Consider the following 19,854-nt stretch of genomic DNA (forward strand, 5'->3'; position numbering starts at 1 on the left):
GTAGTTAAGGATGATGCAATGGAGCTAGCGCTGACGGTTGGCACTCACGCATTGAGATTGAGCGCCCCCGACCCCGAATGGTGTAAAGCGTTGCAGCATGCGCTGAACGCCAGTTTTATCGCTCATTGCGAATTTCTGCCCTGGGCCAAACCCTACACCACCGAGGACGAGGCCCGATCGTTCCTCGCGCGGGCAGTCGATGAATTCAAAAGCGAAACCGGTGAGCGGCGGCTGTTTATCGTCGACGATGCCACGCACACGATCATCGGCTGCATTGGCTTGAAGCCCCGGCGCCGCAACCGGTATGTCGTCGGCTATTGGGTCAATACCGAGTATTCGGGCAAAGGCTATATGCGCACGGCGCTTGAAGCGTTGATCAAAAGCATGCCCGGTTTCACCTTTTACCTGTCCATCGCCTCGGCCAATGTGGCGAGCCAGCGGCTGGCCGAAGCGGCCGGGTTTGGCTTGATCAGACGGTGTTATCAGATGCCTTGTTTGCAGCCGCATGAGGCGCAGGATACGTATTTGTATCGGTTGAAATGATTGTGGGAGCGGTCACTTGCACCGACCGCTAACCAAATCGCAGACAAAAAAAAGCCCGCGGGAGGGCGGGCAAACCGTAGTTTCTTGAATGAGCGAGGGGAATGTACAGGTTGGAGAGAGGTGGTGGGGTGAAGAAAAGTTCATGTGGATGGAAGGCTTTTCCATATTGCTCACCACCACGAAGAGGCACTGAAAAAATCATTGCTTTGCAAGGAGACTCGACAGTAAGTTACATAAAGTGAAACCTTCTGTAGAGTCACAGGTATGCAGTCACACTCAAAATCCACCCAGCCAATGGGGCGCCTCCTCCGGAAACTGACCCATTTGGCCAGTGACGAGCGCTATCTGTTCACCCCGGACGATCTCAGGGCGTTGGTGCCCGACATTTCCGACGGTGCCTACAAAACCTTGTTGAGTCGTGCGGCCTCGGAAGGTCATCTGGCCCGAGTGTGTCGAGGGCTTTACCTGTTTGAAGCGGCCATGCCGTCCAGCGGGCTGGTGCTGTTTCATGCGGCTGCCAGGCTGCGTGCCATGCAGTTCAACTACATCAGCCTTGAAACAGCATTGAGTGATTGTGGCGTCATCTCACAGATTCCCATCAACTGGATCACGCTGATGTCTTCCGGGCGCAGCAGCACCCTTTCCTGTGGACGTTGGGGCACTATCGAATTCGTGCACACCCGCCAGATACCTCAGGACCTGGTTGGTCAGCTCCACTACGACGCACGTTGCCGCCTATGGCGGGCAACACCGCAACAGGCATTGCGAGACATGAAGGCGGCGAAACGAAATATGGACTTGATCGATTGGAGCGTTGCCAATGAGTTTGTTTGATGAACTGGTAGATGAGGCACTAAAAAACAAGCAGGATCTGGCGCCATTGCGGGTCGTGGTAGAAAAGGAGTTGCTCCACCACGACATCATGTTGGCGCTGAGTTCTGCTGGCATGCTCGCCAAGCTGACCTTTATTGGCGGTACCTGTTTGCGTGCATGCTACGGTTCTAACCGTTTGAGTGAGGACCTGGATTTTACCGGTGGTGCAGATTTCAATCGCGAGAGCCTGACCGAACTTGCCCATGTATTGGTAACCACACTAAAAACCAAATATGGCCTTGAGGTTGAAGTTGGAGAGCCTGTTCGTGAGGAAGGGAATGTAGACACCTGGAAACTGAAGGTTCAAACCAGACCTGGGCGCAAAGACCTGCCGGCACAGCGCATTAACATCGACGTGTGCTCCATCCCGAGCTATCAGCCACAGCCCATGCAGTTGCTTAACCCTTATGGTGTCGACATGGGCACAAGCGGCCTGATCTTGCAGGCTGAAACGCGCGAAGAAATCTATGCGGACAAGATCGTAGCGTTTGCTCTGCGCCCTAACCGAATCAAGAACCGTGATCTCTGGGATATGGTTTGGTTGCGTCAGCAAGGCGTAACACCGCAACTGGATCTGATCACGAAAAAGCTCGGTGACCATCACTGTGAGCAGGACGAGTTCTTGAGACTGTTCAAGGTGCGTTCAACGCTGCTCGACACCGACCCGAAAGTCGCCATCGAATTTCGCAAGGAAATGAGTCGGTTTCTACCGGGGGAGCTGGTAAATCAAACCGTTAATGAACCAGCGTTCTGGACGTTTTTGGTTGGGCATATACGCGGCTTGTATGTCACGACAGAGAAAACATTGAGCGGTGATGAGGGCATTCAGGACTTAGGCTTCAAGATGTAGCAATGAAGGGCATCAGCAAAAATGGGCGACCTCAATGAGGTCGCCCATTTTGCTTTTCTACGCTGAGATCTGCGTCTGTAGCTGTCGCTCAATCAACGAGTGCGATCACTCAATGCAAGACAGTAGGCGTGTCTACGGCCACCGACGCGTTCGGATCAAGGTTATCCTTCGCTCGGTTGACCAAAAGCTCGGTCAGCATCGTCAACTGCTGAAGCGCCAGTGCCACATTGCGCTGTGGGCCTTCGAGTCGGTTGGCAAAGTCCAGCGTCATGACGTTGAGGGACGCCAAGGTTTCGCTGGCATGAGCGAGCAGGGTGGGCATGTCGACGTCGGGGCGGACGCTGAAGATGTTCCTGTTCACGTTGCGCCGGCGGGCGCTGACGGCGCGCTCGGTGGCTTTGGGAAGTTGAGTCGGGTCGAGGGTTTCAGGCTGTGAAGTGGCCGGATTTTTAAGTGGGATTCGGGTGATCTTTTTCATAAGGGCGTTCCATTGGTTTAGGGATCCTTACGTAATGTCGGCTTGTTAAAACCATCCGCAGGGTCGCAGCGAAGGGTGAAGACTATCTTTCAGAAATGTTGTTCACCAGTTCATGGCAGTCGCTACGGGTTGCAGGAAAATTCCCAGGATGACGTGGTTCTAATCTGTCAGAGAAATCCTTTTTCGCTACCGTTGGCCCTGAGCAACCGCCGTGCCGTCTCAGTCGCTCAGTGTTTGTGCCTGTGATGGATATCGGGAAAGTGCGGATGACTGTGTTTAATGGGCGCGTGGTCGTGTAAATGGCTATGAGGTTGAGTGCCGTCCCACTCAAAGGCATGTTCATGTTGATGGTGCTCGTCATGAATATGCGGATGGTCATGTGTTTGCGGATCGTGTTGGTGTTCGTGAGAGTGGCTCTCGGTCAGGTGTATCCAGACGCCAACCCCCATCAGGCTTGCGGCCACCCAAAACACCCACGTCACCGCTTCGCCTAACAACAGGATCGAAATAGCGGCCCCCAGGAACGGTGCAGTAGAGAAGTACGCACCTGTGCGCGCGGTGCCAAGCCCCCGCAAAGCCAAAACGAATAGCACCAGGCTAACGCCGTAGCCCAAAAAGCCTACGAGTAGCGTTGGCCCCAATAGAGACAATTCAGGGAGATGCATGCCAAGAGCCATCCCCAAAGCGCAGTTGACCACCCCGGCGACCAATCCTTTGATGCCAGCGATGAACAATGCATCCGATGCGGAAACCTTCCGGGTAAGGTTGTTATCGATAGCCCAACAAAAACATGCAATCACTACGGCGACCGGGCCAACCCAACCATGGATCTGTGCGGAAGTTTGAGGCCAACCCAACAGCACGCCACCGGCAACGATTGCGATCATTCCAGCGACGATCCGCCGGTCGGCGTTCTCCTTGAACACCATCCAGGCAAGCAGGGCGGTTAACACCGCCTCAAGGTTCAGCAACAGCGAAGCGGTGGTCGCTGAGGTGAGGGTAAGGCCGAACATTAGAGACACCGGCCCCAGCACGCCGCCGAACGCGATAGCACCAATGAGCCATGGCCATTCGGATATTGTTAAACCGACAGGTTGCCAGCCGCGATCACGGATCAGCCGAGTGACCGTGAGACCTAAGCCACTTCCCAGGTAAAGCAAACCGGCGAGCAAGACGGGTGAAACGTTCAGCCCCAAGACCTTGGCAAGCGGTGTGCTGGCACCAAACAGCGCTGCAGCACCCAAGGCGTATAAAACGCTTTTGTTCATCATCTGTTCCGTAGCCAAAGGCATGGTTGAGAAACACGATACTCGTCATGCATGGATAGCGCATTGAATCGAATCCACAAAAAAGGCACCTGCGATAGGCTCGTCAGGTGCCTTTTTACGTTGGGGGGCGTGGCGACGACGTCCTATGCGGATTCGCTAAGACGCTGAAACCTGCCTCTGCAATCGCCGCCCAACCACATCCAGCAAATCGCAACCATCGCGCAACGAAGTCACCAACACCCGCGCCAGCTCACTGTGAACACCTTCGTTCACAGCGAAACTCTCCAGCAATTGAGTAGCCGTGCGGATGCGGTAGGCCGCTGTTTCATGCAGCACGTCCAGCGGTGCTTCGGTGTCGATCAGCAGCGACGCGATAGTGCAGTCGATGCCGGTGATCGGCATGTATCGATCCATGACAAAACCTCCATTCGATCAAACGAGCGCGATTGCTCAGTGGCAGACGGGCGTGACCGCCGGCATGGGCGAGTCGAGGTTATCCAGCGCTCGATTGATCAACATCTCGGCCAGCACGGCCAGTTGCTGCATCGCCAATGCCACGTTGCGATGCGAGCCTTCGAGCTGGTCGGCCAGGTCGGTGGTCATGACGTTCAGGGAGGCCAGGGTTTCGCTGGCGTGAGCGAGCAGGGTGGGTGTGTCAACGTCGGGGAGGATGGTGAACACATGGCTCACGGGATCGGGCTGTTTCGGGTTGCGCAAGCGGGCGCTGACGGCGCGTTGGGTGGCTTTGGAGAGTTGGGGCAGGTCGAGGGTTTCCGGCTCTGAAGTGGCTGGGTTTTCAAGTGGATTTCGGGTGGTCTTTTTCATTAGGGCGTTCCATTGATTTAGGGGGCCCTACGCTATTTCGGCCTGTCAAAACCGTCCGCTGGGTTGCAGCGAAGGGGGAAGACTATCTTTCAGAAGCGTTGTGCACCAGTTCATGGAAGCCGCTACGGATTGCGGGAAATTTCCTAGGACGGTGGGTGCGAGTCTGTCAGGCAGGTGATGGATTAGGTTCCTCCGGGGCTGGGTGTCAGCGGAATTGTTTCTGGAGGGGGATTCGTCGTGGTGTTCGACTGTGGCGACCCTAGGCAAGGTACCGATGAGTCGCGACAGTGCTTCATGAGCGCGTTGCAGTTGGGCTGTCTACGGAAGGAGTGGCAAATAGATGCTCGGCGGCAAAGTCCACGAATACGCGGATTTTCGGTGAAAGATGGCGACTGGACGGCCACAATGCCCAGAACTGCCCTTGATCTTCGCTGTGACCGTCGAGCACCGTTTCCAGGCGCCCCTGGGCGATAGCTTCGCGCGCCAGGAAGTCCGGGACAAATGCGATACCGTGCCCATCCACCACGGCCATCAGCATGGCTTCCATGTTGTTCAATGTCAGGGCGGTTGGCAGGCGCAACTGCGTGAACTGGGGGGCCGAAGACATACTCCAGTCCATTATTTTACCCGTCGTGACAAATCGGTAACGCAAGCACTCGTGATGCTCGAGGTCACTGATAGTGACGGGCCGTCCCTTACGCCGCAGATAGTCAGGCGATGCGCACAGGACAAACTTAAAAGGCCCCAACTTTCGGGCCATCAGCTTGGAGTCGGCCTGGCCGCCGCTGCGAATCACTACGTCAAAGCCTTCATCGATCACATCCACCAACTGGTCGTTGAAGTCCAGTTCCAGCTCAATCTCCGGATAGGTTTTGCGGAACCGCGCCATATGGGGCAAGAGAAAGCGATAACCGATGGTGGGCAAGCTGACGCGTAACTTTCCACGGGGTTCCTGTGTGGCATGGGAAAGCATCGCCCGGGCATCTTGAAGATCGTCGAGGATCTTGCGGCAGCGTTCATAGAACAACTGTCCCTCCGCAGTCAGGCTGACTTTGCGGGTGCTGCGGTGCAACAACCGCACATTCAGCGAAGCCTCAAGTTTGGCGACGTTTTTGCCCACGGCCGAGGCAGAAATCCCCAACGCCCTGGCGGCGCTGATGAAACTGAGCGCCTCGGCGGTTTTTACGAATGAGATCACCCCACTAAGACTGTCCACAACTCGATTACATCCTTTTGGTTCACTATAAGTGGAATAAAAGCCCGTTTATCTTCGATTGTATCCTAACTAGAGTGTACGAACGATCGCGCGCCTCGGCCTGGACAGCACGGATACTTCATAGATATGCAGGGAATCACCTAATGAACTCAGCTACCGAACCGCTGCCGGCCCATGGCCGGCACTCCATATTGGCTGCAATTTGCCTCGCCGCCTTGGTATTGCCCATGAGCTTTACCGGCGGGGCAGTGGCCACGCCGTTCATTGGTCAAACCTTTGATGCCCATCCCACGGAACTGGCCTGGATCACCAATGCCTTCATGCTTAGCTTCGGCAGCCTGCTGATGGCCGCCGGCACCCTCGCTGACCTCTACGGACGCAAGCGACTGTTCATGTGTGGCATGGCGTTGTTTGCACTGGTGTCGATCCTGTTGGCGGCGGTCCCCGATATTTTCTGGCTGGACCTGTTGCGTGGCGTGCAAGGCATTGCCGCGGCGGCAGCCCTGGCCAGCGGTTCGGCGGCACTGGCGCAGGAATTTGATGGGCATGCCAGAACTCGTGCTTTCAGCCTTCTGGGCACCACTTTCGGGGTTGGCCTGGCCTTCGGTCCGTTGTTATCGGGGTTGCTGATCGAGTACTTGGGCTGGCGCGCAATTTTCCTTTTCACGGCCCTGCTCGCCATCCTTTCCTTGATATTTGCCCTGCCGAAAATGCGCGAAAGCCGCGACCCGCAAGCACAGCGTCTGGATACGCCCGGCGTGCTGACGTTTTCCGGCCTGCTGATCATGTTTACCACGGCGGTGATCCTGGCACCTGAGCAAGGCTGGGGCTCGTCGGTCATCCATGCACTGCTTGGAACGTCGGCGGTCTTTTTGCTGCTGTTTATCATTGTTGAGAATCGGGCAAAACATCCGATGCTGGAACTGGGGCTATTTTTGTTTCCGCGCTTTGTCGGTGTACAGATCCTGCCGATCGGCACCTGCTATTGCTACATCGTCTTGATCGTATTGCTGCCGTTTAGGTTTATCGGCGTAGAAGGGGCCAGTGCCTTTGAAGCGGGGCTGATGATGTTGGCACTCTCTGCCCCGATGCTGATTGTCCCGATCATTGCCGCGTCGCTGACTCGCTGGTTGTCGGCGGGCGTACTCTGCGCAATCGGCTTCGTGATCGCAGCGGCCGGGCTCTACTGGCTGAGTACGATCCCGGTCGGCACGCACGCGCAGATCATCGCGGCCATGCTGCTGACCGGTATCGGTACAGGCCTGCCCTGGGGCTTGATGGATGGTTTGTCGATCAGCGTGATCCCCAAGGAACGGGCGGGGATGGCCGCCGGTATTTTCAACACGACGCGGGTGGCCAGCGAGGGTGTCGCCCTGGCGATCACTGTTGCGGTGCTGACGGCTCTGGTCGCACACCATCTGAGCATCAGTACCTCGGTCAAACTGTCCGCCGTTGACTATTCAACTATCGCGCAACGCCTGGTGATGGGTGATATCCAGCACGCGAGCACCGACGCCAGCCAAATCCCGCTGACGATGCTGCGCTCGGCCTATACCGCCGGGTTCAACACCTTGTTGCAACTACTGGCGATGTTCACGCTGTTCACTGCCGCCGTGGTCTTTCTATTCCTGGGACGCCAAAGCGAAGCCTGCGTCGGTGCCGAATCCACGCCCGATGTGGGGAAAGCCGGATAACCCTGCCCCGGTGGGGCTTCGTGTCTGGGGGCGAGACGGTAGTAACGATGTCCTGCGAGCCAAAGAAAGCTGGCCTTGGAAAAGCTTCGATGAAGCAATGAGGCGCGGGATTAGACTGGCTACGAAATGGTGTGAGCGATAACTGTTATTAGCAAACCGGTCTCGGTTGCTCAAGTTATTGCGCAGCGAGCTGAGTTTCAATCCAGCTTCAGCCACTTGGGCCGAGATCTGAACCGGTTTGGGCATCAACCTCATGCTGTGTCTTGCGTGGTGACTATCGGTCTCCAGCCAGAAGGGGACCAGAACGGGCCTTGCCTGACCACTGTCGGCTCCTTGTCGGAGCACTGGACAAGGCTGGTAGGGCATGTTCTATTCTTGCCTTTGATTTGGGAAGTTTCCTACAGCCCGGGTCGACTCTGATGAGGCGCTTCAGGATTAAAGCGTCTCCGCCAGCTCGCTAGCCTCCGCCGTTGTCACTTATCAGGGATGATATTCATGCGAAGCGATTGTCCAACCAATAACAACGCGCCCATGCAGTCCGTCGACGTGCACCAATTGCTCGATGCCGAGCTGAGCAGACGTGGCCTTGGGCATTTCGAGGTTTATCAGTGTGGGCCGACGCTGGATGAAGCGGAAATCATCACCAATTATCCCGATGCGCTGGACCGTGGTGACTCTGCGGATGACTTCTACCAACGCGGTCAATTGCTGTCTTTGTCCAAGCGCCGCATAAAACCGTTTTTCTGGAGCGATGAAAACATCCTCGCGCCCGCAGCAGAAGCGGTGCCGGTGCCGGGGCCCTGTGCACCCGTCGGTGAGGGAGCCAGTTTTATCGTGCATGGCAATCGGGGGGTTTATTCCATCCTCAACCTGTGCAGCTTTGGCGAACACCAGCAGTTTCGCGAGAGAGTGCTGGCTAACAAAAGTGAGCTGCAGATGTTGCTGGTCTCGGTCTACGACGAGACCTTGGAAAGCGACGTAGCCGTGTGCGCCCCAGTTTTACAGGAAACTGTACTCACGCCTCGGGAAACGGAGGTGTTGTCCTGGACCAGCCTGGGCAAGACCTATAACGAAATAGCGCTCTTGGTTTCAATGAGCCCGCGCACCGTCAAGTTCCATATGAAGAATATCTTCGGCAAGTTGGATGTCACCAACGGAAAGTCCGCAATTCGCAAAGCCTTGCAACTGGGCTACATCCGCGAACAGGCCTGATCAGCAGGCACTCCCATCTGCCAATGCCACGCCAGCCGGTGAATTTTCACCGGCTGGCGCGCGCGCGTGATTTGGCCCTACCTGTCTAAAAGGGCAGCTTGTTCGCGATCAAGCGGTGCTTTAGTTTTTTTGCAGCCGATGAGTCTAGCTCAGGCAAAAAAACAATAGCCGCAACACCTGAAAAGACCTTAGCCCAGCAATGAGCCTGGTGTTGCAGCGCGCCGCTTAATTATGGAGTGATTATGCTGGTCGATAAAAACAAAGAGCCTGTTGGCGAATACGCTGCGGGTATTTCCCGTGAAACCTTCGGAATGCTCAAGCATCTGTGCAAGAAGGATAACTATCACTGGGCCATCGCGCTGGGTAAGGACTACGCAATCATCGTCGTTGCCATCTACCTGTCCCTGGGTGTCAGCTACTGGTTCTATCCGCTTTCGCTATTTCTGATCGGTACCACCCAACGTGCCCTGACGAACGTGCTACATGAGTCAACCCACAAGGTCTTGGCGAAAAACCGTGCGATCAACTGGTTCGCCGGTACATTTCTCTCGGGCTACCTGGTTTTCCACCTGTATCAGTCCTACAGCACATCGCACATCAAGAACCACCATGTGCACTTGGGGCATCCGGAAAAAGACCCTGACTACAATTTTCATCTCCAATGCGGCCTATACGACTTGCAACAGAGCGAGCATGAGTTTTTCTTGAAAAACGTGGTGATGGCGCTGTCCGGCTACAGGACCCTTCAGTACATCAAGTACGTGGTCAAGGACCGGGTCCAGGGCCAGGACCCCCGCATTCGCAATGAACGCAGGGTGATGTGGGCCTACTGGGCGGTGATTCTGGCGGTGGCCGTCTGGTTTGGCGTGGTCGCTGAACTGGTGCTGTTCTGGCTGGTACCGCTATTCACCACCGCCGTCGCCGTAGGCTGGATCATCGAACTCGCCGAGCACTATCCACTGCCTGCCGTAGAGACCGACAAGCTCTTGCTGACCCGTAACCGTAAAGGCAACGTGCTGGAAAACTTCTTTTTTGGTCGCCATGACGATAACTATCACCTTGTGCACCACCTGCACCCGTCGATACCCCATTGGAATATGCGCAAGGCACATAAGCTGCTGATGTCACATCCTGAGTACGCGCGCTGGGACAACATGTGGGCCGGTATTTTTACTCGTGACCGGCATAGCCGCCATAAAGAGACCCTGCTCAGTTACGCGGCCAAGTTCCGCGCCCACAAGATTGTCAATCAAGGCGACGATTCGAGTTTCGCACGGCGCATGCTCAACCAGGCTTCCGGGGTTTAACGCCATGAACACTACTGATAACAGCTTGCTGGCTACCCTGGCCCTGAAGAAACTGGCGGCGAACAAGACCTATCGTGACTTGTTCCTGGCCAGCGAGACGCTGCGTGATTTCCTGCGTCCTGCAGCCCTTCGCTACATCATTTCCGAAGACCGCCTGGAGATGCTCGACAAGCTGGCTGCCCTGTTGGGAAAAGGCTATCGCACGGGTGTCGAGTTCGTCGGCGAGGAAGCGACTACGTTGGCCGAAGTGACCACTGCAACCGACGAATACCTGAAGCTGATCGACTTGATCGTGCAGCATCCCAAGCTCGGCGAACCACCTCAACTGGGGTTCGACCTGTCTAACGTCGGCACTATCATTTCCCGGGAACTGGCGATCGAGAACTGCTCGAAGATCCTGACCCATGCGGCCGACAAGAATGTCGGTGTGATCATCAGTATGGAGCGCTCCCAATGGACGGATTCGATCCTCGATATCTTCCTGCAACTGAGCGGGCGCTTCCCCAACGTGGGGATCACCCTGCAGGCGCAGTTGAACCGAACCCCGGATGACCTGGGGGCGGTCCTGGAAACCGGCTGCAAAGTGCGCCTGGTCAAAGGCGTCTATGCTGAGCCTGCCACGATTGCTTTGCCCCGTGGTGAGGCCCTCAACGAGCGTTACCTGGGGCTGCTGGACCGGATCAATGGCGGCCGTGGGCAGTTTGCTTTCGCGACCCAGGACCCGTTGCTGATTGAAGAAATCCTCACCAGCCACATCGCCAACCGCGGCGAGCTGGAGATGCTCCACGGCGTGCGCCCTGAACTGATCAAGGCGGTAAAAGACCAAGGCCAGGTCAGGGCCCGGGTATCGGCGGTGTATGGCACCAACTGGTACTTGCATCTGCTGCACCGTGTGGCTGAGTTTCCGCAGAACATTTTCCTGGCGCTGGATGACGTGGCTTCGCCTGGGTAATCTGAATCGGTCTTCTAGGTCATTGATTATTAGCGTCAATATGAATTTTGTATTTTGATTGGAATACCAATTGGAATACATCATGAAATAGTTTTTCCATTGAGCCGCCTGGATTCAACCAGAAATATCGCTTCGCATTCATGATTAACAGTGATTTTCGTGCGGCAGTCAGGACAGGAGCAGCAATTGATCCGAGTCGGAAGACTACAAAAAAAACGGCCATCAACAGCCTTTCGTTGGCCGTAGGCCGGTCAATGACGCAGTCATCCTTTAAAAAGGTTATACCTACCTTAGAGTTGTATATTGAAATCACCCAAAAAAAGAAGCGTAGCATGCCTAAATAGCGCCGCTGTTCGGGGCTTTGTAATTAAATCGTGTTTGTTGCTCGTACTTTATTTGAAACTAATTTCTAGAATCCTCGGCGGACTTCTCATCAGTAATTGTAAACGGGGCGATCTAAGGGCTGGGCTCTAAGGTGCCGCACGCATTCAATCCCCGTATTTAAGCCGCATCCATAGCTCTATCAATGAATATATCTGATGCTCCAAGCTTTTGGAGCTGTACGCGCACTGCCCGGCTAAATGCTGCATCGGCACGAGTTTTCGCCTTGAGTGCCTCAATTTGCCGTTCAATTGCTCGCATTGGAGCCTGATCGCCCAGCATATCTAGATCCTCAGCGCTTATCTGTATGGTTTCATAAAGCTCCTTTGCCTCTTTCATTGCCGCAAATCGAGCTTCCCTCATGCGCTCGAAGTTTAGCCCATAAATAATAGCTGACTCTTTGATACGTCTCGCTGGTAAACCAACACAAAATAAACTCTTAACGAAAAGTCCACGGTCATCAAAATCTATAAAGTTCAGATCGCCTCTAACCAGCGGGTCAAGTAACAACGGTAACTCATCATCAATGCAACGATCGTCCCAACTAGCTTTTCTGCTGCCGTCCAGTAAAGGAAACCAACTTCCCTTGCCTACGGTAACTTCATTGCCTTCATCTTTATTCAAACGATTACAATTCTGGGCTGAAAGCCGGAAATTTTCCCAACTGAAGGCGAGCCATGCGTAGCCGTGTTCGTCCATAATTTCTTCAGTGCGTTTAGCCTCTGACTTCGGACGAAAATGATCTACATCAAAATTGGCGCCCGCATCCTTCGCCTCGGAGTACCAGCATTTCCCATGCGACATCTTTGAGAGGTGCTTAGCGAAGCCACGCCAAATGTGAGACTTGCTCTTAATGTAGTCTTTTCTTTTCTCTATAGGTAGTTGCTCCAGCTTTATCTGAGCACGCGAAGCGACATCAAGAACTTTCTGAGGAATAATATCAGCATTTCTATTGATATAAATCATTTGCTCAGAACCTCTTTTTCTAATAGGGCGGTAATAACCTTTTTCATTGCTTCGCGCCTTCTCGCAGCTTTGTCAGGCGTTAACGGTGGTTTTTCAGCATATCGCAAGTCCTGCCAAGCCAAAAGAAACTCATTATAAAGTGGCTCCCTGTTTTCGAAGGAAAATCCCAAGCGATTAAGTTCATCATTAAGTACTGCCAGAGCATCATCTTGCTCAGGGGACCGTAATTGAATATGAGCCAGCTCATTACGATCATCTACAAGCTTTTGAGTCTCTAAGTCTAACGTTGTATTTAGCCCAAAGATCTCCGTTAAAGTTGACATAAATCCAATGCCACGAGGATCTACATATGGCTCCCTTGAATGGACCCTGTAATTGTCGTCCCGCCACATCACTTGGACTTGCTGTCTTTTAAGCTCCGCTATTGCTAGCGGATGATGTGTAACCATAAGCAAATGACTGGTTTCGTGATTGGGTACAAACTCTCGCAAAAATTGGAGGTACTTTATGGCCCAAGAAGGGTTTAAGTGGGTGTCGGGCTCATCCAGTAAAAACAATGAATCTTTACCGCCTGTAAATCTTAACAAGCCTAGCACTGTTAATAATTGCTGCTCACCTTCGCTAAGCTCACGAAAAGTTAATGCTTCATTACTACTAGAAACTTTGACGCGTATACTGACTTCTGAAATTATTTCAGAAAGAAGCGTGCTTTCCAGCATTTTAAATAGCTCAGCTGCTGTCAACCCTTCAGCAAATTCCCGTAATGAATCCAAGTTTGGCAAGAACAAATGAAAAAACTCATTTTTATTTCCCTTCCCCGTTAAAGTCATCCCTTCGTTTCTCTCAACTTTTACCGGAGCTATTACATGGGGATATAGAACGTCTAGAAATTTTCTTACGACACCAAATGCGCCCCAGAAAAGCTCTTTCTTTTTATCTGACTGAGTCCATGCTGCACGTCTCATAACAAAATGAATGCTGTCTAGCCCTTCGATACCTAGATGCTCTCGAAGAAAATTACTTTGAGTTTCACTTTTGTCAGCAAGAAAAAAAGCAAGCAATACAAACTGACTATGATTAGGTTTGGCATAGAATAACGGCCGGATATCGCCCTTGAGGTCAACTTTGCTCTCGAGCAACCTTTTATAAAAATTTGCACGATGTCTATGAAAGTATTTTTCAAGTCTATCGCTAGGGCCGGAGTAATAAGCAAACACATACTTAGGAAGATAAGGAGCGTTACCATCCTTGTCTCTTTTTACTTTGGAAAATGGAACGGTTAAACCAACTGCTTCACCGAATAATTCCGAAGACTCAAGAGTTAGAAGATCTACGACCTTAACCTCATATTGTTTGGCAAGCGTGCCCCGATTTGGTTCTCCGTCAATGGTTACCTCTAACCAGTTATCACTGGGGTTATTCTCGTGAGGTTGTTGTCCGAGCCGATAGACTAGATGATAGGAGAATGGGGGAGCTTCGCCCAAGTCCAGATTTCGAAAAATCGATACTAAAGCTTCCAATACGTTAGATTTGCCAGAACCGTTACGCCCAACAATAACAGTCATCAGGTTGTTCTCATCAAACTCAACAAGAACATTTTCCAGGTTTTTGAAGCGTGACCGAATATGTAGCTTATCGACTTTCATGAGCCTTCCCTAGCAATTTTATTCTGTCTCTTTCAAGGCGAACCAGTCTTGGCCGTCGTTATCCCGATATTGCTTGATGATTTGCTGCAAGTTTAAGGCAGATCGGATATCCAAAAAAAACTGTTCGAGTTGCTCAACGTTACTATCGCGGGGATAGCCAGCAGCACTCAAAAGTTGCTGACCGCTTAAAGGTTTGCCAGATTTTTTAAGCGCATCTACAACTTTAATAGGTTGATCGCTTACGATCTTGTCTTTCATTTTTCTTATACCATTTTTCTTTGGAGTTGACGGCTTGGTCAAAGCCTTGCGCTCAGCTTCTATTTTTTCCAGTAGTGTCTTTGCGCTATTTTCCCCATTAACTAAGTCTGGGTTTGCCACGCGCCAGTCAGCTGTGAGTTCGCCGCTGAAAGCTAGCATCAAGATGCTTTGTGGCAAACGGTCAACATGCGCTTGTGCTTCAAATACTTTTGCTTCGAACCGATCGGCAAAAGCGAGGAGCTTTTCAGCACGTCGAACTATCTCCTTTTGCTCTTCAAGAGATGGGACAGGAAATAAGAAGTTTCGACACTGAGATAGTGAGATGTTTATCTGTCCAGCCGACCCCTTTGTTTCATGCATTATGTTTTTTAGATTGTCTCCCCCCTCGAGTACAATCTTAATCCAGCCAGAAATAATTTCTTTACTCGGCCGGAACAGTGCAATTGCCTGGTTAAGATTCCACTCTGGATAAGAATCTGGAATTACTGCAATCTTACCGAGTGGTGGGCCTACAATGTTCATAACTACATCGCCAGGTAATGCTATTGACTTTGAGGATGAGGTTTTGTGTATAGACGCTTCAATAAATTGTGATCTATATTCGAAATCAATTTTTTGATCAACGATATTATAGACCTTTAAGAATGGGATGCCGCTTTGGGAAAATCCAGTTTTTGGCGTACCGCCACTTTGAACTTTTTCACAAATATCCATTGCTTTCTTGTAAGACCAAGCAGAACGGCTAGCTGTTGACCAGTTCTCTGTGAGTCGGCCAGAGACAGCGGCTGTGAAGACAGATTGGCGAAATTTTTTAATTTGGATAGGAATCGCGTCAATTCTGGCTTTAAGCATGCTAACACGTGCAATTAAGCCATCTACCTTCTTGGCAATATAAATTTGCTCATGAAGAGGAGGTAAAACAAAAGGGGCTGCTTTTGCTTTAGGTGTCCCTAAGCGTGGCATACCCATGCCGTGAGATGCCTCTTTTACATACTCGAGAAATGACGGCGACTTTAGCGAGTAAAACAGATAGCCACGATCAAGCAGTCCGGGCGATATGGTAATTATTTCGCTTGAGCAATAACCATCCTGGTCTATCTTAAGAACTTTATTCAAGTATGGTCGTAGTTTTCCGTAAAGAATTTGCCCTGCTGTAAACTTATTTTTAGAGCTCTTCGGTGCGCGTTCCTTTACGGTTTTAGTATCTATTAGTCTGGATGTATCACGCTCGACGTCTTCAAGCTCAATTAGCAGCGCTGATGAATCCATGTCCTGAGGCTGAACGGTAGTAGTATTTCCATAGTTGACCACATCACCAAGAGTCACTTTGAGCCAAGAAGCTGGGAGTTCAGTCATACCCCGCCTCCAGCTCTTGCATCAGTTGCTCGAGGTCATGGAGGGCTTCAGTAAGCTCAGTCATAATTTCGCTAGCGAGTATTTCCGGCGTGGGTAGATCAACCGAATTAAGACTGTCCGTATCCTTTAACCAACTAATGTCCAATGAATCACCTCGCTCCCTGATTTCCTCGCGAGTAAATACTCGAAAACGACTTAAATCACCAATGCCTTCTACATTTTCTGCCCGTTGACTATTTCCATTTGGGTCATCTCCGTATGCGTCTTCGAAAGGCTGGAGGTGATATGCCCCAAAGGTTGTACGCTTCCCAAAATTAGGCATATTACTGCGTAGGTTGTACACCCATACTCGCTGAGTGCAGCCTTCTTGTTGCTTGGGATTCTCGATACTTCCTTTCTGAAAAAATAGAACGTTGGTTTTGACACCTTGTGCATAGAAAATGCCTGTGGGCAGTCTGAGGATGGTGTGCAGGTTGCACTTGTCCATTAGTTCACGACGTACGTCGGTACCGACACCAGCGTCGAATAGGACGTTATCTGGCACCACAACTGCGGCTCTCCCACCGGCCTTGAGCCCATGATAAATGTGCTGAAGAAACGCTAGTTGCTTGTTACTTGTCTTATGAGTAAGGTCATCCCGTGTAGGGCCACCACCGCCCTTGGCAGTACCAAAAGGAGGGTTGGAAAGAATCAGATCAGCCTTGGGTAAGTTTACTCCAGCCTGGCCAAGGGTATTTCCTAGCCGTATAACTCCTTCGCTGTTACCTTCAATACCATGTAGTAAACAATTCATCAGTGCAAGGCGACGGGTGCCGGGAACTAATTCAATACCGATAAAAGCGTCGTTGCGCTGGAAGTGGCGACTCCGCTCGTCCAAATCTGCATGATCGTTGCTGTTTTGCTTGATATAGGCATCGGCTGCAATCAAAAAGCCGGCTGTTCCAGCTGCGGGATCTTGGATCACCTCACCTGCTCGGGGCTGTATAACGCGGATAATGCTATCGATTAGTGGGCGTGTAGTGAAGTATTGACCAGCGCCTGATTTAGTTTCACTTGCATTCTTCGCAAGTAGACCCTCATAGAGATCTCCAAGGCCATCCTGGCGAGCACTGAACCAGTCGATTGCGTCGAGATTCTTAATTAGCTGGTCGAAATGGTGTGGTTCGACGAGGCGAGTTTGGGCTTCTGAGTATATAGCAGCGATCAATGGGTCGGAGCTCGCGCCCAAATCCGTTAGCATCTGCCTATAGTGATTTAGACGAAGCACACCGACTTTGTCGGTGAGATCTGTCCAGCGGCAGCCAACCGGCAATTTATGCTCAAAGTTTAAGTGGTTCTGGACCTGTTCATACTCCATTTTTATAAACAACAGCAGAACGAGCTCTGTCACATAATCGCTGTAGTTGATGCCATCATCGCGCAGTACGTCGCACAGGCTCCAGAGTTTATGGACGATGTCGATGTTAGTCATGCATTACTCAATGTAAGTGTCGGGCAGCATGTGCTGCCAGGCTGGTTTATCTGGTAACGGGTGCTTCGTCCTCCGCCGGGCAGACGCCGCAAGCAGCCCTTCTCAAGCAGATCGCTCAAGTGACGCGTAGCAGTAGCTTTAGATACTTTGGATAAGGCTTGGTACTGAGCTGCGCTGATTCCGGCCTCGAATCCTTTTTCGCCGCCATCAAGTAGGCGGTTAAGCACTTTTATTTGCTCCGAGGATAATCCGGCCTCACGGTATGCCTCCCAAAAGCGGGTCTTGGCTAAGATACTGTCTAAATGTGATAACGCCTGATCCAAACTATGCAGAAGGGTAGCGAGAAACCACTCTAGCCAATCTGTAATGTTCAAATCACCTTTTTGCCGAGTTTCTAACACTTGGTAATAACCAGCGCGATTACTGAGTATGCTAGCCGCCATAGCGTAGTGGCGAATAGCGTTACTTCCGCCCTGTGCGAGAGCCATGTCAGTAACAATTCGGGCCAAACGGCCGTTACCATCCTCAAACGGATGTAAAGTGACAAACCAAAAATGAGCGATTCCTGCTCGAAGAAGAGGGTCCAGAGATATATCTTTTTGGCTGGTTTCTAGCCAATCCAAAAAATCAGCCAGTTGTCTTTCTAGATTTGTACGAGGAGGAGCTTCGAAATGCACGGTCGGGCAATCCAAGCGGCCGGAAATAACCTGCATTGGCTCCTCACCACGTAATTGGCCAATTTTTTCGCACCCAACGAGCGAGAAATCATCTCGGGTAAATAACCAACTATGCCAAGCAAATAGGCGTTGCTCATTCAATGGTTGATCATCACCACTTATGGCGTCCATCAGCAATGTCACTAGGTTCTCACTGCGAGAACCTGGATTGTTCTCTCCAGCTATTCCAAGACGGTAAGCTAATGAAGAGCGCACGGATTCTACATTAATTGGTTCGCCTTCGATGGCAGATGAAGAAACTATATTCTGCAACATCGCGTCAAGACTATTTTGTGTTACTGCAACGCTATCAACGGCACCAATTATACCCAGTAGCCGGCCTTGCGTTTCGATACAGGATCGCAACAATGGTGACAATCGTTCCGACTGCCAGGTAAATTTCGGCCAGTCGGGGTGCTGCCAAATCCAATCAGCATTGCGCATAGGGAAAGAGTCTCATGTGAGTCAAATTGACTCTCTTTATTTGGCTCGTCACATGAGCCGATTATGCGGTTTGCTCTGTTTCTTGTCTAGGCTAGGTAAGGCTGCCGATAGGCAATTCAACGATTCGGCTCTCGAACTCAGCTTTACTCGAAGGCCATTCCTAACCTCCCACATAGATCAATGCCTTCGTACCATCCGGCAAAGTTAAGGTCATGCATCCGTATTTTTCCAAAGCAGTCGCGGCAAGCCATCCTTCCAATGATGCAGCGGGGGTACCCAGAAACAATAGGAGGGGAGACAGGCAACGTGGAGCGCCAGCGGTGGGCCGGCAGCTTCGGATGCAGGGCTTATTGACACTGCAGCTTGTGTTGTCGCGACTTCACATTTACGCTTTGCTCCGTCGTGGTCAATCCCGCGACCGGGTGTGACAACCTGAATTGTTCGAGGCGCATGGCGCCATAGCTACTAGCAAGTGCTAACACAGGCTTAGCTGCTGCTTTTCTATGGCGGATCGTGCGGGGCAGGCTTACGCCTGGCCGGTACCCTCGGACGCCGGTTTGTCACCCCCGTACGGTCTGCCACCCAACCGCGTGACAACGGTTGATGGCAGTTTTTACTTGTCCGAGGAGATAAGGAAAATGGCATGCCCCCCTTTTAAGCTCGTGCGCCTCCCTGGCGATTTGATTCAAGGTGCAAACTATTCCGGAGGGTTCCGTGATGTTTGATCTCTCGCTTCTAATCAGCCTTCCCAAACCCAACACCATCGATACTGCATCGCTTACCCCTGAAGGTGCAGCGATTAAACTGCGGCAGGCTGCCACTCTCCGGCTTAACGGAGCCCAGAGTATTCTGCTTCATTTTCCGCATGACGTTGAGCTGGCAGTTGAGCTGTTGGATGACGCTGCCGTGTTGTACGACAAGGCATTCCGGAGTCTAACTGGCATTCCAGCTCAAAGCGTTCATCAACAGATCCACGAGTATGTCTCTGTCCCGTCCGCTGAAGGGGCCCCCGCGATCCAAACACCGTGGGGTGATGAGTTCGCTCCGGTAATAAAGGAGGGTGTTCGTTGCGCAGAGACTTGGCTTGAAGGCTCATCACTTCCGTTATGGTGGGCACTGTCTCAGAACCGAAAGCGTCACCGTTCAGGTGATCCACAAGAGGCATTTGAAGCAGGTTTTCTGCTGCGGTTGCAGCAGACGCTGATCATGCGACGTGAGGCAGTCACTGCCCAATCAACCCGCTTTGATGCTTGAGTCTGTAATTGACGTTTGAGATTTGATTTTCCGCCAAACCCTCCGATCAAGCGATCTTTGATCGCGCTGATCGGAGGGTTCACTCGCTTTCTCTCGCCACCGTCGCGTTCCACCCCCCCCATTTTCAAATTTGATTAACCCCAC

Annotated in this window: 18 protein-coding genes; 8 read left to right on the forward strand and 10 right to left on the reverse strand. The window is 51.9% G+C overall.

Annotation, left to right across the window (positions count from 1 at the left end; genetic code table 11):
• The first annotated feature begins 18 nt into the window (after window positions 1–18).
• The 3 genes from AC1RO5_RS11905 (at window position 19) to AC1RO5_RS11915 (ending at window position 2,266) form a co-directional block, all read left to right on the forward strand.
• Entirely contained in the window at window positions 19–543 is a 525-nt protein-coding gene (locus AC1RO5_RS11905) for a GNAT family N-acetyltransferase (protein ID WP_493174993.1), read from the forward strand.
• A gap of 264 nt (window positions 544–807) precedes the next feature.
• Window positions 808–1,377, forward strand: a complete 570-nt coding sequence (gene abiEi, locus AC1RO5_RS11910; protein ID WP_493174995.1) for a type IV toxin-antitoxin system AbiEi family antitoxin — start codon at window positions 808–810, stop codon at window positions 1,375–1,377.
• A complete protein-coding gene (locus tag AC1RO5_RS11915; protein ID WP_493174997.1) occupies window positions 1,364–2,266 on the forward strand; it encodes a nucleotidyl transferase AbiEii/AbiGii toxin family protein in 903 nt (300 codons plus the stop codon). The genes abiEi and AC1RO5_RS11915 overlap by 14 nt, the downstream gene beginning before the upstream one ends.
• Window positions 2,267–2,375: 109 nt before the next feature.
• Here AC1RO5_RS11915 and AC1RO5_RS11920 read toward each other — a convergent pair whose 3' ends face one another.
• From AC1RO5_RS11920 to AC1RO5_RS11940, 5 genes are all read right to left on the reverse strand, one after another.
• Complete coding sequence (locus AC1RO5_RS11920) at window positions 2,376–2,744, reverse strand: DUF6124 family protein (protein ID WP_493174999.1); 369 nt, start codon at window positions 2,742–2,744, stop codon at window positions 2,376–2,378.
• Window positions 2,745–2,971: 227 nt separating this feature from the next.
• Window positions 2,972–4,012 carry a DMT family transporter gene (locus tag AC1RO5_RS11925; protein WP_493175001.1) on the reverse strand — a complete coding sequence of 347 codons (1,041 nt, stop codon included), beginning with the start codon at window positions 4,010–4,012 and terminating at the stop codon, window positions 2,972–2,974.
• A gap of 156 nt (window positions 4,013–4,168) precedes the next feature.
• Complete coding sequence (locus AC1RO5_RS11930) at window positions 4,169–4,426, reverse strand: hypothetical protein (protein WP_028939924.1); 258 nt, start codon at window positions 4,424–4,426, stop codon at window positions 4,169–4,171.
• 36 nt (window positions 4,427–4,462) lie between these two features.
• The gene (locus tag AC1RO5_RS11935; RefSeq protein WP_493175003.1) at window positions 4,463–4,837 is read right to left on the reverse strand and encodes a DUF6124 family protein; all 375 of its coding nucleotides are present in this window, start codon (window positions 4,835–4,837) and stop codon (window positions 4,463–4,465) included.
• Between the two features lie 292 nt (window positions 4,838–5,129).
• The gene (locus AC1RO5_RS11940; RefSeq protein ID WP_493175005.1) at window positions 5,130–6,053 is read right to left on the reverse strand and encodes a LysR family transcriptional regulator; all 924 of its coding nucleotides are present in this window, start codon (window positions 6,051–6,053) and stop codon (window positions 5,130–5,132) included.
• A 143-nt stretch (window positions 6,054–6,196) separates the two neighbouring features.
• On the opposite strand from AC1RO5_RS11940, the gene AC1RO5_RS11945 reads away from it, so the two are divergent.
• From AC1RO5_RS11945 to AC1RO5_RS11960, 4 genes are all read left to right on the forward strand, one after another.
• Complete coding sequence (locus AC1RO5_RS11945; protein WP_493175007.1) at window positions 6,197–7,747, forward strand: MFS transporter; 1,551 nt, start codon at window positions 6,197–6,199, stop codon at window positions 7,745–7,747.
• A 531-nt stretch (window positions 7,748–8,278) separates the two neighbouring features.
• A complete protein-coding gene (locus AC1RO5_RS11950) occupies window positions 8,279–8,959 on the forward strand; it encodes a helix-turn-helix transcriptional regulator (RefSeq protein WP_493175009.1) in 681 nt (226 codons plus the stop codon).
• A gap of 242 nt (window positions 8,960–9,201) precedes the next feature.
• Complete coding sequence (locus AC1RO5_RS11955; protein WP_493175011.1) at window positions 9,202–10,266, forward strand: fatty acid desaturase; 1,065 nt, start codon at window positions 9,202–9,204, stop codon at window positions 10,264–10,266.
• A gap of 4 nt (window positions 10,267–10,270) precedes the next feature.
• The gene (locus AC1RO5_RS11960) at window positions 10,271–11,218 is read left to right on the forward strand and encodes a proline dehydrogenase family protein (RefSeq protein WP_493175015.1); all 948 of its coding nucleotides are present in this window, start codon (window positions 10,271–10,273) and stop codon (window positions 11,216–11,218) included.
• Between the two features lie 501 nt (window positions 11,219–11,719).
• Here AC1RO5_RS11960 and AC1RO5_RS11965 read toward each other — a convergent pair.
• From AC1RO5_RS11965 to AC1RO5_RS11985, 5 genes are read right to left on the reverse strand one after another with little or no spacing between them, the layout of a single operon-like run.
• Complete coding sequence (locus AC1RO5_RS11965; RefSeq protein ID WP_025131441.1) at window positions 11,720–12,565, reverse strand: HNH endonuclease family protein; 846 nt, start codon at window positions 12,563–12,565, stop codon at window positions 11,720–11,722.
• Window positions 12,562–14,211: an AAA family ATPase gene (locus AC1RO5_RS11970; RefSeq protein ID WP_493175017.1), complete on the reverse strand. Its 1,650-nt coding sequence runs from the start codon at window positions 14,209–14,211 to the stop codon at window positions 12,562–12,564. Before AC1RO5_RS11970 ends, AC1RO5_RS11965 begins: the two co-directional genes overlap by 4 nt.
• 18 nt (window positions 14,212–14,229) lie before the next feature.
• A complete protein-coding gene (locus AC1RO5_RS11975; protein WP_493175019.1) occupies window positions 14,230–15,825 on the reverse strand; it encodes a restriction endonuclease subunit S in 1,596 nt (531 codons plus the stop codon).
• Window positions 15,818–17,296, reverse strand: a complete 1,479-nt coding sequence (locus tag AC1RO5_RS11980) for a class I SAM-dependent DNA methyltransferase (RefSeq protein WP_493175021.1) — start codon at window positions 17,294–17,296, stop codon at window positions 15,818–15,820. The genes AC1RO5_RS11975 and AC1RO5_RS11980 overlap by 8 nt, the downstream gene beginning before the upstream one ends.
• Window positions 17,293–18,456 (reverse strand): Fic family protein, encoded by a 1,164-nt coding sequence (locus AC1RO5_RS11985; protein WP_493175023.1) that lies wholly within the window; start codon window positions 18,454–18,456, stop codon window positions 17,293–17,295. The genes AC1RO5_RS11980 and AC1RO5_RS11985 overlap by 4 nt, the downstream gene beginning before the upstream one ends.
• A gap of 717 nt (window positions 18,457–19,173) precedes the next feature.
• Between AC1RO5_RS11985 and AC1RO5_RS11990 the strand changes: the two genes are divergently transcribed.
• Window positions 19,174–19,710, forward strand: a complete 537-nt coding sequence (locus tag AC1RO5_RS11990) for a LasR-specific antiactivator QslA (RefSeq protein WP_493175025.1) — start codon at window positions 19,174–19,176, stop codon at window positions 19,708–19,710.
• Window positions 19,711–19,854: the final 144 nt, after the last annotated feature.

It is taken from the genome of Pseudomonas sp. GW822-FHT02G04, assembly GCF_058802085.1.

Bases quoted from the DNA above. Each gene is read 5' to 3' on its own strand.
- AC1RO5_RS11905 (WP_493174993.1), top strand. From the start codon at position 19: ATGGAGCTAGCGCTGACGGTTGGCACTCACGCATTGAGATTGAGCGCC.
- abiEi (WP_493174995.1), top strand. From the start codon at position 808: ATGCAGTCACACTCAAAATCCACCCAGCCAATGGGGCGCCTCCTCCGG.
- AC1RO5_RS11915 (WP_493174997.1), top strand. From the start codon at position 1,364: ATGAGTTTGTTTGATGAACTGGTAGATGAGGCACTAAAAAACAAGCAG.
- AC1RO5_RS11920 (WP_493174999.1), bottom strand. From the start codon at position 2,744: ATGAAAAAGATCACCCGAATCCCACTTAAAAATCCGGCCACTTCACAG.
- AC1RO5_RS11925 (WP_493175001.1), bottom strand. From the start codon at position 4,012: ATGAACAAAAGCGTTTTATACGCCTTGGGTGCTGCAGCGCTGTTTGGT.
- AC1RO5_RS11930 (WP_028939924.1), bottom strand. From the start codon at position 4,426: ATGGATCGATACATGCCGATCACCGGCATCGACTGCACTATCGCGTCG.
- AC1RO5_RS11935 (WP_493175003.1), bottom strand. From the start codon at position 4,837: ATGAAAAAGACCACCCGAAATCCACTTGAAAACCCAGCCACTTCAGAG.
- AC1RO5_RS11945 (WP_493175007.1), top strand. From the start codon at position 6,197: ATGAACTCAGCTACCGAACCGCTGCCGGCCCATGGCCGGCACTCCATA.
- AC1RO5_RS11950 (WP_493175009.1), top strand. From the start codon at position 8,279: ATGCAGTCCGTCGACGTGCACCAATTGCTCGATGCCGAGCTGAGCAGA.
- AC1RO5_RS11955 (WP_493175011.1), top strand. From the start codon at position 9,202: ATGCTGGTCGATAAAAACAAAGAGCCTGTTGGCGAATACGCTGCGGGT.
- AC1RO5_RS11960 (WP_493175015.1), top strand. From the start codon at position 10,271: ATGAACACTACTGATAACAGCTTGCTGGCTACCCTGGCCCTGAAGAAA.
- AC1RO5_RS11965 (WP_025131441.1), bottom strand. From the start codon at position 12,565: ATGATTTATATCAATAGAAATGCTGATATTATTCCTCAGAAAGTTCTT.
- AC1RO5_RS11970 (WP_493175017.1), bottom strand. From the start codon at position 14,211: ATGAAAGTCGATAAGCTACATATTCGGTCACGCTTCAAAAACCTGGAA.
- AC1RO5_RS11975 (WP_493175019.1), bottom strand. From the start codon at position 15,825: ATGACTGAACTCCCAGCTTCTTGGCTCAAAGTGACTCTTGGTGATGTG.
- AC1RO5_RS11980 (WP_493175021.1), bottom strand. From the start codon at position 17,296: ATGACTAACATCGACATCGTCCATAAACTCTGGAGCCTGTGCGACGTA.
- AC1RO5_RS11985 (WP_493175023.1), bottom strand. From the start codon at position 18,456: ATGCGCAATGCTGATTGGATTTGGCAGCACCCCGACTGGCCGAAATTT.
- AC1RO5_RS11990 (WP_493175025.1), top strand. From the start codon at position 19,174: ATGTTTGATCTCTCGCTTCTAATCAGCCTTCCCAAACCCAACACCATC.